This window comes from Streptomyces sp. NBC_00572, from assembly GCF_026341815.1.
In the GTDB taxonomy this organism is placed as follows: Bacteria; Actinomycetota; Actinomycetes; order Streptomycetales; family Streptomycetaceae; genus Streptomyces.
This window is the reverse complement of record NZ_JAPENX010000001.1, coordinates 1593720-1606760: the sequence shown is the minus strand read 5'-3', so window position 1 is coordinate 1606760 and position 13041 is coordinate 1593720. Positions and strand designations below refer to the sequence as shown.

The 13041-nt window shown below is 71.0% G+C and carries 11 protein-coding genes; 5 read left to right on the top strand and 6 right to left on the bottom strand.

Annotated elements, in window-relative coordinates:
* Nucleotides 1-22 precede the first annotated feature (22 nt).
* The 3 genes from OG514_RS07315 to OG514_RS07305 form a co-directional block, all read right to left on the bottom strand.
* Nucleotides 23-2308 (bottom strand): DPP IV N-terminal domain-containing protein, encoded by a 2286-nt coding sequence (locus OG514_RS07315; RefSeq protein ID WP_266892076.1) that lies wholly within the window; start codon nt 2306-2308, stop codon nt 23-25.
* A gap of 65 nt (nt 2309-2373) precedes the next feature.
* Nucleotides 2374-3045, bottom strand: coding sequence for a DUF4097 family beta strand repeat-containing protein (locus OG514_RS07310; RefSeq protein ID WP_266892074.1), 672 nt, complete (start codon nt 3043-3045; stop codon nt 2374-2376).
* Between the two features lie 205 nt (nt 3046-3250).
* Nucleotides 3251-4336, bottom strand: coding sequence for a LacI family DNA-binding transcriptional regulator (locus OG514_RS07305; RefSeq protein WP_266892073.1), 1086 nt, complete (start codon nt 4334-4336; stop codon nt 3251-3253).
* A 110-nt stretch (nt 4337-4446) separates the two neighbouring features.
* On the opposite strand from OG514_RS07305, the gene OG514_RS07300 reads away from it, so the two are divergent.
* Genes OG514_RS07300 through OG514_RS07290 form a run of 3 tightly spaced genes read left to right on the top strand, consistent with a single transcriptional unit; the run spans nt 4447 to nt 7546 of the window.
* Nucleotides 4447-5598, top strand: coding sequence for a Gfo/Idh/MocA family protein (locus OG514_RS07300; protein ID WP_266892071.1), 1152 nt, complete (start codon nt 4447-4449; stop codon nt 5596-5598).
* Nucleotides 5595-6746 carry a dihydrodipicolinate synthase family protein gene (locus OG514_RS07295; RefSeq protein ID WP_266892069.1) on the top strand — a complete coding sequence of 384 codons (1152 nt, stop codon included), beginning with the start codon at nt 5595-5597 and terminating at the stop codon, nt 6744-6746. Before OG514_RS07300 ends, OG514_RS07295 begins: the two co-directional genes overlap by 4 nt.
* Nucleotides 6743-7546, top strand: a complete 804-nt coding sequence (locus tag OG514_RS07290; protein ID WP_266892067.1) for a sugar phosphate isomerase/epimerase — start codon at nt 6743-6745, stop codon at nt 7544-7546. Before OG514_RS07295 ends, OG514_RS07290 begins: the two co-directional genes overlap by 4 nt.
* A gap of 21 nt (nt 7547-7567) precedes the next feature.
* Here OG514_RS07290 and OG514_RS07285 read toward each other — a convergent pair whose 3' ends face one another.
* The 3 genes from OG514_RS07285 to OG514_RS07275 form a co-directional block, all read right to left on the bottom strand.
* The gene (locus OG514_RS07285) at nt 7568-7984 is read right to left on the bottom strand and encodes a PIN domain nuclease (RefSeq protein ID WP_266892065.1); all 417 of its coding nucleotides are present in this window, start codon (nt 7982-7984) and stop codon (nt 7568-7570) included.
* The gene (locus tag OG514_RS07280) at nt 7981-8217 is read right to left on the bottom strand and encodes a type II toxin-antitoxin system VapB family antitoxin (RefSeq protein WP_266900775.1); all 237 of its coding nucleotides are present in this window, start codon (nt 8215-8217) and stop codon (nt 7981-7983) included. The genes OG514_RS07285 and OG514_RS07280 overlap by 4 nt, the downstream gene beginning before the upstream one ends.
* Before the next feature lie 121 nt (nt 8218-8338).
* The gene (locus OG514_RS07275) at nt 8339-8809 is read right to left on the bottom strand and encodes a DUF937 domain-containing protein (RefSeq protein WP_266892063.1); all 471 of its coding nucleotides are present in this window, start codon (nt 8807-8809) and stop codon (nt 8339-8341) included.
* Nucleotides 8810-8986: 177 nt separating this feature from the next.
* On the opposite strand from OG514_RS07275, the gene OG514_RS07270 reads away from it, so the two are divergent.
* The gene (locus OG514_RS07270; protein WP_266892061.1) at nt 8987-11218 is read left to right on the top strand and encodes an ATP-dependent RecD-like DNA helicase; all 2232 of its coding nucleotides are present in this window, start codon (nt 8987-8989) and stop codon (nt 11216-11218) included.
* Nucleotides 11219-11397: 179 nt separating this feature from the next.
* Nucleotides 11398-12687, top strand: a complete 1290-nt coding sequence (locus OG514_RS07265; protein WP_266892059.1) for a citrate synthase — start codon at nt 11398-11400, stop codon at nt 12685-12687.
* The last annotated feature ends 354 nt before the right edge of the window (nt 12688-13041 follow it).

The following is a 13041-nucleotide window of genomic DNA, read 5'->3' as shown; positions in this document are numbered from 1 at the left end:
TGCGCCCTCGTCGAGTCAGTGCTCAGGCGAACATGTCGGCGAGCAGCTCGGGGCCGATGACGATGGGCGCGGGGCGGTAGGCGGGCGGCAGCGTGTCCATCAGCTCGCGGACCAGGAAGTCCCAGCAGCGGGTGCGGACATGGGCCAGGCAGTCGATGAAGGTGTGCTCGGCGCCGGGCACGACGTGCAGTTCGAAGTCCTTGCCGGCGGCGAGCAGCCGGTCGGCGAGCCGCAGGGTCTGGTGCGGGTGGACCTGGTCGTCCATGTCGCCGTGGATGAGCAGCAGCTTGCCCGCCAGCCGGTCGGCGAGGTCCAGGCTGGACGTCCGGTCCCAGGCCTCGGTGTCGTCCGTGCCGTCGTAGGACTCGACGAAGCCCGCGTTGAAGGAGCGGGCGTCGTGGGAGCCGGAGAGAGCGGCCCCGACCTTGTACACCTCGGGGAAGTCCAGCATCGCCCGCGCCGCGGCGAACCCGCCTCCGGAGTGGCCGAGGACACCGACCCGGTCCAGGTCCATCCACGGCCGGGTCTCGGCCAGCTGCGGCAGGGCCGCGGCGTGGTCGGCCAGGGAGCCCGCGTCGGCCAGCCGGCCGAAGGAGGCGTCGTGGAAGGCCTTGCTCCGTCCCGGGGTGCCCCGGCCGTCGAGCGCGATGACCACGAAGCCGAGTGCCGCGAGGGGTTCGGCGTCCATGCCCATGCCACCGGGGTCGAAGCACGGGGCGACCCGGTTGACCTGCGGGCCGGGGTAGGGGTTGTCGATCACCGGGTAGCGCTTGGTGGGGTCGAAGTCCCGCGGCCGGTACAGCACCCCGTAGATGTCGGTCTCGCCGTCGGCCGCCTTCACGCGGAACCGCTCCGGCGCGGTCCAGCCGGTGGCGGCGAGCTTGGTGATGTCGGCGCGCTCCAGCTCGACGAGCACCCGCCCGGTCCAGTCGCGGACCGTGGTGACCGGGGCCGTGTCGACGGTGGACGCGGAGTCGATGAAGTACTCCTGGTCGTACGGGCTTTCCGGCAGGGTCGCGATGTGGTCGAGCGTGTCGTCGGTGAGCTTCGCGAAGCCGGAGCCGTCCAGGCCGACCCGGCACACCGTGCGCCGGTAGGGGTCCTCGTCGACGAGCCCGGAAGCGGTGAAGTACACGACCCGCTCGGCCTCGTCGACGCGCAGGATCTGCCGCACCAGCCACGGCCCGGAGGTGACCTGCCCGAGCAGCTCGCCGGTGTGCAGGTCGTAGCGGTAGAGGTGGCCCCAGCCGTCGCGCTGCGAGAACCACAGCACCTCGTCGGCGAGCACGCGCACGATGGGCGGCTCGGTCATCCACTGGTTGGGCTCCACCCGGGTCGCCCCGGTCTCGCTGATCACGGTGGTGACCTCGCCGGTGACGGGGTCGAGGCGGTTCAGGGTGAGGGAGTGCTGGTCCCGGGGCCGGGCGAGGAAGTACACGGCCGAGCCGTCCGCGGCCCACCAGGCCCACTTGACGGTGATCGGCGACACGTGGGTCATGATCAGCGGCTCGGCCTGGGCGCGGACCACCGTGCCCTCGGCGACGTCGAGGACGACCAGTTCGGCCTGCGGCAGGTGCTCGTCGCCGGGGTACGCGAACCGCTGGGTGTGCAGGAGCGGCGCGCCGCCGTCGGCGGGCCTGGCCTCCACGAGGTGGGTCTGTCGGACCTCACGCTCGTCCGTCCGGTGCGCGAGGACCTTCGTCGAGTCCGGCGACCAGGCCACCGCGGGCGGCAGGTAGGGCACGCCGAGCTTGCGCAGCAGGGCGGCGTTGCCGGTCGCTGCGGGGCCCGGACCGTACGCGTGATCCGGGGCGCCGTCGGTGGTCAGCGGCCACTCGCGGCCGTCGGACAGCGACCGCGCCCACAGGTCGTGCCCCCGCTGGGAGACCGCCGACTTGCCGTCGGGCGAGGTCACGTCGAGTGGGTTGCCCGGGGCGGTGAACTCGGCCGGCTCGCAGACGTAACTGTCCAGGTCGCAGCGCCAGTACGCGCCGAACGCCACGAACTTCACGTCGTTCTCGGTCAGTTCGATGCCTATGAACGGCAGGGCCTCGGGGTCGACCTGCTGCTCGGCGGCGCCGGCCAGCGCGGCGGCCAGCCGGGCGTGGTCGAAGACGGGCCCACGCGTGCCCGCCGCCGGGTCGACCAGCACGAACCGCCTGCCGACCCCGTTGCTCACCGCGTACCAGAAGCGCGCGCCCCCGTCGATCCACTGCGGCCTGACCTTGTCACCGACGACGAGCTCGCCCGGGCTGGCGGGACGGCGCAGAAGCTGCTCGGCGGCCTTGTAGTTCTGAGTGGTACTCATTCTTCTTGTCCGTCCTCGGTGTTGGTCGATGATGATCTTGGTCAGAAAGGTGCCACCGTAGCGGTTCAGAGGCTGCGGGCGGTGATGTCGCCGTAGGAGGTGGTGGCGTGGATGTTCAGGCCGGCGGCGGCGCCGTCGGTGTTGGTGAGGGCGTTGTGGAGGCGGCCGTAGGCGGTGCGGGCGTCGAGGGTGGCGGAGACGCCGCGGGCGGCGCCGACCGTGATCGCGCCGGACTCGGTGCGCAGGACCACTGAGCCGGTGACGGCTTCGGTGATGCGGAGGTCGCCCTTCTGGGTGCTGATCTCGGCGGCGCCGCCGAGGCGGCCGACGGTGATGTCGCCGGCGAGGAGGGTGAGGCGGGCGGTGGCGGTCTCGTCGAGGGTGACGGTGCCCTGTGCGCCGTCGAAGGTGACGTCGCCGAGGCGGCCGACGCCGCGGAGGTCACCGGCGGCGGTCTTCGCCTCGATGCGGGAGCCGGCGGGCAGCTGGACGGTCACCTCGACCGATCCGGAGTCGCCCAGGAGCCGGTTCTTGGCCGGGGCGGCGGCGATCCGCAGGACGCCGTCGGCGTATTCGGCCGAGACCTGCTCGGCGGCCTTCAGGTCGGCGGACTTGGCGGGGTTCGCGGGCCGGATGTCGACCGTGGCGTCGTCACGGTCGGCGGCGATGAGCTGGATGCGGCCGGCGGGGATGTCGAGGACGGTGATGATCGCGGCGGTGGCGGCGAACTTCTGCAAGGTTCTTCTCCTTCTTGAGGCGGGCCCACTCTCGGGCCCGCCGTTTCCGATGAAGGAAAAGCTACGTTGCGTTCATAGGTCTAGCAATGTGTTCGTTGCGCGAAATCGGCATCGGTGCAGGTAGAGGCAGGGATTTCGTTGCAACGGTTCTGAAGCTAACGCAATGACCGGGCTTCGTTGCGTTGCAATGGAATGGAAGTGAACGCTATGTGGAGGGCGTTGCGTCCGCAGTCGCGGGCAGGGCGCGCGCCCGTGGCCGCCCCGTGGACCCCCGTACCACCAGCTCCGCCGGGACCCGCTCCAGGCCGGTCGCCGGGGGCTCCTCCGTGCCCATCGCCAGGCGGCCCGCCCGTACCCCCGCTTCGTGCAACGGCAGGTGGACCGTCGTCAGGGACGGGACCGCGTCCACCGAGAAGGGCAGGTCGTCGAAGCCCGCCACGGAGACGTCGCCCGGGATGGACAGGCCCCGCTCCCGCAGGGCCGCGCAGACGCCGAGGGCCACCGTGTCGTTGGCGGCGACGACCGCCGTGAGGTCCGGGTCGCGGGCCAGGAGCTCGGCCGTGGCCTCGTAACCGGCCTGCCGGTCGTACGCGCCGTGGACCGTCGGGCCCTCCGTCGCGCCCGCCGCCGCGAGCGCCTCGCGGTGGCCTTCGAGGCGGTGCCGGGTCGTCGTCCGGTCGGCCGGGCCCGCGGCGTAACCGATGCGCCGGTGGCCGAGTTCGAGCAGGTGCTCGGTGAGGCGCCGCGCGCCGGCCCGGTTGTCGAAGACGAGCGCCGCCGCGTTCCCGTCGCCGGTGACCGGCGGCCGCCCGCACAGCACGACGCGGGTTCCCGCCTCCGCCAGCTTGGCCAGCTTGGCCGCCGTCGCCGCCAGGTGTCCGGGGTCCTCCAGGGAGCCGCCCATGAGGATCACGGCCGCGGCCCGCTGCCGCTGGAGCAGGGTGAGGTAGGTCAGCTCGCGTTCGGGGGAGCCGCCGGTGTTGCAGACGACGGCGAGCTTCTCGCCGCCGCCGCGTCCCGACGTGCCCTCTCCGATGGCGCTCTGTGCCGCGCTCGCCATGATCCCGAAGAAGGGGTCGGCGATGTCGTTGACGAGGACTCCGACCAGGTCGGAGGTGGCGGCGGCGAGCGAGCTGGCGGGCCCGTTGAGGACGTAGTCCAGCTCGTCCACGGCTCGCAGGACCCGCTCGCGGGTCGACTCGGCGACCGGGTAGTTGCCATTGAGGACGCGGGAGACGGTGGCGGGTGAGACCCGTGCGCGGGCGGCCACGTCCGCCAGGGTGACGGTCATCGTGTGCGTACCTCCAGGGCCTTGTCGACGGCGATGTCGGCAGGCTAGCGTCATCGTCGATGGAAAGCGCTTTCTATCGGGGCGCGGAACACCGGGGAGAGGAACCTTTCGTGACACGCAGGACAGTCCGCATCGCCATGAACGGCGTCACCGGACGCATGGGATACCGCCAGCACCTCGTCCGCTCGATCCTCGCCCTGCGCGAACAGGGCGGCCTCGACCTCGGCAACGGCGAAACCCTCTGGCCCGAGCCGGTCCTCGTCGGCCGCCGCGAGCCCGCCCTGCGCGCGCTCGCCGAGCGCCACGGCCTCACCGAGTGGTCGACCGACCTCGACGCCGTCCTCGCCGACGACAGCATCGACATCTACTTCGACGCCCAGGTCACCTCCGCGCGCGCCGAGGCGATCACCAAGGCCATCCGCGCCGGCAAGCACATCTACACCGAGAAGCCGACGGCCGCCGACCTCGCGGGCGCCCTGGAGCTCGCCCGGCTCGCCACGGAGAAGGGCGTCAGGCACGGCGTCGTCCAGGACAAGCTGTTCCTGCCGGGCCTGCTCAAGCTCAAGCGCCTCATCGACGGCGGCTTCTTCGGCGAGATCCTGTCCGTGCGCGGCGAGTTCGGCTACTGGGTCTTCGAGGGCGACTGGCAGGACGCCCAGCGCCCCAGCTGGAACTACCGTGCGGAGGATGGCGGCGGCATCGTCGTCGACATGTTCCCGCACTGGGAGTACGTGCTCCACGAGCTGTTCGGCCGGGTCACCTCTGTCACCGCCCAGGTCGCCACCCACGTCCCGCGCCGCTGGGACGAGCAGGGCAAGCCGTACGAGGCCACCGCCGACGACGCCGCGTACGGCATCTTCCAGCTGGAGGGCGGCGCCATCGCCCAGATCAACTCCTCCTGGACCGTCCGCGTCAACCGCGACGAACTCGTCGAGTTCCAGGTCGACGGCACCCACGGCTCCGCCGTCGCCGGACTGCGCAACTGCCGCGTCCAGCACCGCTCGGCCACCCCCAAGCCGGTCTGGAACCCGGACATCCCGGCGACCGAGCCCTTCCGCGACCAGTGGCAGGAGATCCCCGACAACGCCGAGTTCGACAACGGCTTCAAGGCCCAGTGGGAGCTGTTCCTGCGACACGTCACCCTCGGCGAGCCGTACCACTGGGACCTCCTCGCGGGCGCCCGCGGCGTCCAGCTCGCCGAACTCGGCCTGAAGTCCGCCGCCGAGGGCCGCCGCCTCGACGTCCCGGAGGTGAGCCTGTGATCCGCCTGCCCGAGATCGGCGGTGGCGTACGGGAGTACACGCCCCGCACCGAGCCCCTCGCCCTGAGCGGGGGCGGCCCGCTGACCTCCCGTGCGGTCTTCTCCGCCGCCCATGTCGTCGCCGACCCGTACGCCGACACCACCCCCGACTCGGCCGCGGCCGTCGACTGGGACGCCACCCTCGCCTTCCGTCGCCACCTCTGGTCCCAGGGCCTCGGGGTCGCCGAGGCCATGGACACCGCCCAGCGCGGGATGGGCCTCGACTGGGCGGGGGCGGCGGAGCTGATCCGCCGCAGCGCGGCGGAGGCGAAGGCCGTAGGCGGGCAGATCGCCTGCGGTGTCGGCACGGACCAACTCACCGGCCCCGCCGAACTGGTGGCGGTCCGCAAGGCCTACGAGGAACAGCTCGCGCTCGTCGAGGAGACCGGCTCCCAGGCCATCCTGATGGCCTCCCGCGCACTCGCCGCCGCCGCGGCGGGCCCGGACGACTACCTCGACCTGTACGGTCACCTTCTCCGCCAGGCGGGCGAGCCGGTGATCCTGCACTGGCTCGGCCCGATGTTCGACCCGGCGCTCGACGGGTACTGGGGCTCGGCCGACCTCGACACCGCGACCGAGACCTTCCTGGAGGTCATCGCCGCGCACCCCGACAAGGTCGACGGCATCAAGGTCTCCCTCCTCGACGCCCGCCGCGAGGTCGAACTCCGCCGCCGCCTCCCGGAGGGCGTCCGCTGCTACACGGGCGACGACTTCCACTACCCGGAGCTGATCGCGGGCGACGAACAGGGCTTCAGTCACGCCTTGTTGGGCATCTTCGACCCCTTGGCGCCGCTGGCGGCGCAGGCGGTACGGGCTCTCGACACGGGCGATGTAAACGCTTTCCGTGCCACCCTCGACCCGACGGTCGCCCTCTCCCGCCACCTCTTCCGGGCCCCGACCCGCTTCTACAAGACGGGAGTCGTCCTCCTGGCCTGGCTGGCCGGCCACCAGGACCACTTCACGATGGTCGGCGGCCTGCAGTCCGCCCGCTCGCTCCCGCACCTCGCGCGCGCCTACGAACTGGCGGACGGCCTGGGCCTGTTCCCGGACCCGTCGCTGGCCGAGGAGCGCATGCGCTCCCTCCTGACCGTCCAGGGAGGCCTGCGATGAACCTCGACCGCTTCAGCGTCAACCAGATGACGGTCAAACAGCTCGCCCTGCCGGACCTGGTCACCCACTGCCTCCGCCTCGGCATCCGGGGCGTGGGCCTGTGGCGCGAACCGGTCCAGGAGTACGGGGTCGAGGCGGCGGCCGACCTCGTACGGGACGCGGGCCTCACCGTCACCACCCTCTGCCGCGGCGGCTTCTTCACCTCGGACGGCTGGGAGGCGGAGAACCGGACGGCGATCGACGAGGCGGTCACGCTCGGCACGGACACCGTCGTCCTGGTCTCCGGCGGCCTCACCTCCGCCCACCCGGACCTGTCCTCGGCCCGCGCCCAGATCACCCAGGCCATCGGAGCCCTGGCCCCCTACGCGGCCGAACGCGGAATCCGCCTGGCCATCGAGCCCCTGCACCCCATGTACGCCGCCGACCGCTGCGCGGTCTCCACCCTCGACCAGGCGCTGGCGATCGCGGAGCACTTCCCGGCGGAGCAGGTGGGCGTGGTGGTCGACACGTACCACCTCTGGTGGGACGACCGGGCCCCGGCGGCGGTGGAACGCGCGGGCGCGGCGGGCCGCATCCACTCCTTCCAGCTCGCCGACTGGACCACCCCGCTCCCGGCCGGCGTCCTGACCGGCCGGGGCCAGCTGGGTGACGGCGCGATCGACCTCCGGGCGTGGGCCGACCTGGTGGAGAAGGCGGGCTGGACGGGCCCGGTGGAGGTGGAGATCTTCAACGACGCCCTGTGGGCGAGGAACGGCGTGGAGGTCCTGGAGGAGACGCTGGAGCGGTTCCTGGCGGTGTGAGGGCGTGCGGCGGGTGGACGGTCACTCGCCCGGGCGGCGCACGTCCTGCTGCTCGACCTCCTTGAGGACCCGGGCGACCGTGGCGAAGTCGTTGTCCCTGTGCAGGAGGGTCAGGCCGTGATGGACCGCCGTGGCGCAGAGAAGCAGGTCCACGACGCCCGCCGCTCGGTGCTGCCCCTTCTGCGTCAGCTTGTACTGGGCGGACTCCACCCATCGCCACGCGTCCTTCGGGACGCGCACCGGCGCGAACATGGCAGCGAGGTCCTCGTCGATCTCCTCACGGTCGTCCGCGCTCACGGCGCTGAAGAGGATCTCCGTACGGGTGGCCTCGCACATCCCGATGGCACCGGTCTCGATCTCGGCGTCCCAGCGCCGCTGTGCGGCGGGATCGGTGCCGAGGTGGACGTACGCGCTGGTGTCGACGAGGTACGTGATCACTCGGCGTACCCACCGCGCTGGGCGGCCTTACGGGCTTCCCAGTCCCGGCGTGTGCGCTCCAACTCCCCCCGCGCGCCGCGCTCCGCGAGACGCTGGAACGCCGCCCGGCGGTGATGTCGCCTTATGACCTCTTCCAGCGCCGTGTTGATCGTGTCCTTCTTCGTGGTCGTCCCGAGCAGCTTCGCGGCCTCGGCGAGTACGTCGTCGTCCACATCCACGTTGGTCACGCCCATGATCACCTCCGTGTGGGTCATGTGGGAGGATCACCCACCTTTCCCACATGCTACCGGCGTGCGTCCTGCTGTGGGGACTCTGCGGGAACTGCCCGGAGGGTGCCCACGGTGTCCCACGGCGTCAGCGGCGGCCGCCGCCCAGCAGGTCGCCCAGGCCGTCCGCCCCCGCGCCCCCGCTCTTCTTCGTCGCCGCGCGCTTGGTCATGACCGCGAGGACGACCGGGATCAGGATGTCCACCGCTCGGGTCACCGTGGCCGCCGGGATGCCGGTCCTCTTCGCGATCGCGTTCGCCGCCGGGCGGGCCAGTTTGCCGAGGACGCCGGCCATCAGGCCGCCCGCCGCGAGGCCGCCGAAGCCGGCGACGCCCTGGAGCGGGGGCTCGGCCGAGGTCACCTCTTCGACGGCGGCGCGCACCTCGTCAGCGCTGGCCGGTTCGGCCGCCGCCAGGCGCAGCTCGCCGGAGAGCTCGGCCACCGAACTGCCCACGACCTCCTGGGCCCCGGCGGCGTCGGTGCCGAGCAGCCCGGCGATCTCCTGGAGCCGGTCGTCGCCGAGCTCGCCCAGGACGTCGTTCTCGAAGGATTCACTCATGCCGGAAACGCTACGACCCGCCCCCTTCGTCGGCACGCCGAGAGCGCCGCGGAGACCTCTCCCGCCCGCGTCGGGCGTCCTGACCGGCGGGGGTGGCGGGGGTGAGCCCGGCGCCCCGGAAGGGGAGTTGCCCACAGGGCCCGGCGGGGTGTCCGAGGTGTTCGCTACCGTCGGGGCATGTCCAACGAGGGTCGTGGGCCGGGACCGGCCGTGGTCGAAGGGGTTCTGGAGCGGATCACCTATGCCAGCGAGGAGAACGGATACACGGTCGCGCGCGTCGACACCGGGCGCGGGTCCGGGGATCTGCTCACGGTGGTCGGGTCGCTGCTCGGGGCGCAGCCGGGGGAGTCGCTGCGGATGGAGGGGCGTTGGGGCTCCCATCCGCAGTACGGCAAGCAGTTCACCGTCGACAACTACACGACGGTGCTGCCCGCGACGATCCAGGGCATCCGCCGTTATCTCGGCTCCGGTCTGATCAAGGGCATCGGCCCCGTCTTCGCCGACCGCATCACGCAGCACTTCGGTCTGGACACCCTCGACATCCTCGAAGAGGCCCCCGCACGCCTGATCGAGGTCCCGGGCCTCGGCCCCAAGAGGACGAAGAAGATCACCGACGCCTGGGAGGAGCAGAAGGCGATCAAGGAGGTCATGGTCTTCCTGCAGGGCGTCGGCGTCTCCACCTCCATCGCGGTGCGGATCTACAAGAAGTACGGGGACGCCTCGATCTCCGTCGTCCGGAACCAGCCCTACCGGCTCGCCGCCGACGTCTGGGGCATCGGCTTCCTCACCGCGGACAAGATCGCCCAGTCCGTGGGCATACCGCACGACAGCCCCGACCGGGTGAAGGCCGGCCTGCAGTACGCGCTGTCGCAGTCGAGTGACCAGGGGCACTGCTTCCTCCCCGAGGAGCGGCTGATCGCCGACGCGGTGAAGCTCCTCCAGGTCGACACCGGACTTGTCATCGAGTGCCTCGCCGAGCTGGCCGAGGACCCCGAGGGGGTCGTACGGGAGACGGTCCCGGGGCCCGAGGGGACGCCCGTCACCGCCGTGTACCTGATCCCCTTCCACCGGGCCGAGCTGTCGCTGGCCGGGCAGCTCCGGCGTCTTCTGCGGACCGAGGAGGACCGGATGCCCGCCTTCCGGGACGTGGCCTGGGACAAGGCCCTCGCCTGGCTCGCGGACCGGACCGGGGCCTCCCTGGCGCCCGAGCAGGAGGAGGCCGTCCGGCTCGCCCTCACCCGTAAGGTCGCCGTGCTCACCGGCGGCCCCGGCTGCGGCAAGTCGTTCACGGTCCGCTCGATCGTGGAGCTGGCCCGCGCCAAGAAGGCCAAGGTCGTCCTCGCCGCCCCCACCGGCCGGGCCGCCAAGCGGCTGGCCGAGCTGACCGGCGCCGAGGCCTCCACCGTCCACCGGCTCCTGGAGCTCAAGCCGGGCGGCGACGCGGCCTACGACCGGGACCGGCCCCTCGACGCCGACCTGGTCGTCGTCGACGAGGCCTCCATGCTCGACCTGCTCCTGGCGAACAAGCTGGTCAAGGCCGTCGCACCGGGGGCCCATCTGCTGCTCGTGGGCGATGTGGACCAGCTTCCGTCGGTGGGCGCGGGCGAGGTCCTCGGCGATCTGCTCGCCCCGGGAAGCCCCGTACCGTCGGTGCGGCTGACCCGGATCTTCCGGCAGGCCCAGGAGTCCGGCGTCGTCACCAACGCGCACCGGATCAACTCCGGCACCCCGCCGAAGACCGAAGGCCTCCCGGACTTCTTCCTCTTCGTCGAGGAGGAGACCGAGGACGCCGCCCGGGTCGCGGTGGACGTCGCGGCCCGCCGGATTCCGGCCAAGTTCGGGCTGGACCCCCGCCGTGACGTGCAGGTCCTCGCCCCCATGCACCGAGGCCCGGCCGGTGCGGGCTCGCTCAACGGCCTCCTGCAGCAGGCCATCACCCCGGCCCGCCCCGACCTGCCGGAGAAGCGCTTCGGTGGCCGGGTCTTCCGTGTCGGCGACAAGGTCACCCAGATCAGGAACAATTACGACAAGGGGGTCAACGGAGTCTTCAACGGCACGGTCGGCGTCGTCACCCAGCTGGACGCGGTCGAACAGCGCCTGGTCGTGCGGACGGACGAGGACGAGGAGGTGCCGTACGACTTCGACGAACTGGACGAACTCGCCCACGCGTACGCGGTCACCATCCACCGTTCGCAGGGCAGCGAGTATCCGGCCGTGGTGATTCCGGTCACCATGAGTGCCTGGATGATGCTTCAGCGGAACCTTCTCTACACGGCCGTGACCCGGGCCAAGAAGCTCGTCGTCCTGGTCGGCTCCCGCCGGGCGATCGCCCAGGCGGTCCGCACGGTTTCCGCAGGCAGACGCTTTACCGCACTCGCGTTTCGGCTCACAGGCGGTGCCCCCGTGTGAAAGATCACGGAGGGCTACCGGAACCGGGGCGAAGGGGGCAGGATATGAAGGTTGGCGGCACTGAGTGCCGCCGATTGGCCCAATGGTCGACCCCGAGTGCACTCTCCTGAGCCAAATGGGGGATGGTAGAGACAGTCAGGGCACCTCGAAGAAGAGGCACTACGTCGGTGAGGGATGACGTGAGCGACAACTCTGTAGTACTGCGGTACGCGGACGGTGAATACACCTACCCGGTGGTCGAGAGCACCGTCGGCGACAAGGGCTTCGACATCGGGAAACTCCGAGCCCAGACCGGTCTGGTCACCCTCGACAGCGGATACGGCAACACCGCCGCCTATAAATCCGCGATCACCTACCTCGACGGTGAGCAGGGGATCCTGCGGTACCGCGGTTACCCCATCGAGCAGCTGGCCGAGCGTTCCACCTTCCTTGAGGTGGCGTACCTGCTGATCAACGGTGAGCTTCCCAAGGTCGACGAGCTGGCGACCTTCAAGAACGAGATCACGCAGCACACGCTCGTCCATGAGGACGTCAAGAACTTCTTCCGCGGTTTCCCGCGGGACGCCCACCCGATGGCGATGCTGTCCTCGGTGGTCTCCGCGCTGTCCACCTTCTACCAGGACAGCCACAACCCGTTCGACGAGGAGCAGCGCCACCTCTCCACGATCCGGCTGCTCGCCAAGCTGCCGACGATCGCGGCGTACGCGTACAAGAAGTCGATCGGTCACCCCTTCGTCTACCCGCGTAACGACCTCGGGTACGTCGAGAACTTCCTGCGCATGACCTTCTCGGTCCCGGCGCAGGAGTACGACCTGGACCCGGTCGTCGTCTCCGCGCTCGACAAGCTGCTGATCCTGCACGCGGACCACGAGCAGAACTGCTCGACCTCCACCGTGCGTCTGGTCGGCTCCTCGCAGGCGAACATGTTCGCCTCGATCTCCGCCGGCATCTCGGCCCTGTGGGGCCCCCTGCACGGTGGCGCCAACCAGTCGGTCCTGGAGATGCTCGAAGGCATCAAGGCCAACGGTGGCGATGTCGACTCCTTCATCCGCAAGGTGAAGAACAAGGAGGACGGCGTCCGCCTGATGGGCTTCGGCCACCGGGTGTACAAGTCCTTCGATCCGCGCGCCAAGATCATCAAGGCGGCGGCGCACGACGTCCTCTCGGCCCTCGGCAAGTCCGACGAGCTGCTGGACATCGCGCTCAAGCTGGAGGAGCACGCGCTCTCCGACGAGTACTTCGTCTCGCGCAACCTCTACCCGAACGTGGACTTCTACACGGGCCTCATCTACCGCGCGATGGGCTTCCCGACCGAGATGTTCACCGTGCTCTTCGCGCTCGGCCGCCTTCCCGGCTGGATCGCCCAGTGGCACGAGATGATCAAGGAGCCCGGCTCCCGCATCGGCCGCCCGCGCCAGATCTACACGGGCGAGATCCTCCGCGACTTCGTCCCGGTCGAAGGCCGCTGAAGCCACCCCCTAGGGCGTACCCCTGGTCGTCCATGACGACCGCGGGGTGCGCCATAGGGCGAGTGAGCCAAAGGGGCGCGCCGGTGTTGGCGTGACGAACGCGCGGAGGCCCGACGAAGGAGGGTCGAGCACGATCGTCGCGCCAACACCGGCTGTAGCGCCCCGGAGGCGAACCGAGCCCCAAAAAAGAGGAAGCGCCCCGCGCCGTCGATCCCCCCACGGGTCGACGAGCGGGGCGCTTCCCATGTCCCGGTGCGGATTCCCCCCACGGGATCCGGGCCGGGCGTCTGCGGGTGTCAGCAGAAGCTGCGCGGGTCGGCGCGACGCGGTCTGCCGGGGTACGTACGGGAGGGC